We start from the raw sequence: 676 nt of genomic DNA, 5'->3' as shown, positions 1-676 counted from the left end.
CAGCACTGCTCGATACGGCGCAAGGCGCCGCGGGCATAGACGCGGAGGGGCTGACGGCCGATGTCGTCACGGGCGCTCGCGAGTATGGGCGCTATGGCTACCGCAAGGTCACGGCCCTGCTCCACCAGGCGGGCTGGCAGGTGAACTCCAAGAGGGTGGAGCGCATCTGGCGGCGCGAGGGGCTGAAGGTGCCGCCCCGGCAGCCCAAGCGAGGGCGGCTGTGGCTGACGGATGGGTCCTGTATCCGGCTGCGGCCGGATCGGCCAGACCATGTCTGGTCCTATGACTTTGTCGAGGACCGCACCCATTGCGGGCGCAAGTTCAGGATGCCGAACGCCCTCGACGAGTTCACCCAGGAGTGCCTGGCCATCCAGGGCGAAAGCTCAGGGCTGCGGACGTGACCGACATGCGGTCCGGCCTGTTCATCCTGCGCGGGGTGCCTGCCCACATTCGCTCGGACAGCAGACCTGAGTTCGCAGCGAAGGCAGCGCAGGATTGGATCACGGCGGTGGGTGCCAGGACGGCCTGCATCGCGCCAGGCAGTCCGTGGGAGGATGGCCCTCTGGGGAGCTTCAACGCCCGACTGCGCGACGAGCGGCTGGTTGGCGAGATCTTCTACAGCCTGGCGGAAGCCAGGATCTGCATCGAGAGCTGGCGGCGGCACCACAACAGCATC

1 pseudogene is annotated in these 676 nt (G+C 67.6%); it reads left to right on the top strand.

Annotated features, from left to right (window positions below):
* Positions 1–676: pseudogene (locus tag GSE44_RS25125) on the top strand (DDE-type integrase/transposase/recombinase); the annotation flags it as partial.

The sequence above is a fragment of the Muricoccus harenae genome (assembly GCF_009848505.1).
GTDB lineage: Bacteria > Pseudomonadota > Alphaproteobacteria > Acetobacterales > Acetobacteraceae > Roseomonas > Roseomonas harenae.
Note: the sequence above shows the minus strand (reverse complement) of the source record. Positions and strands in the feature narration are given on the sequence as shown.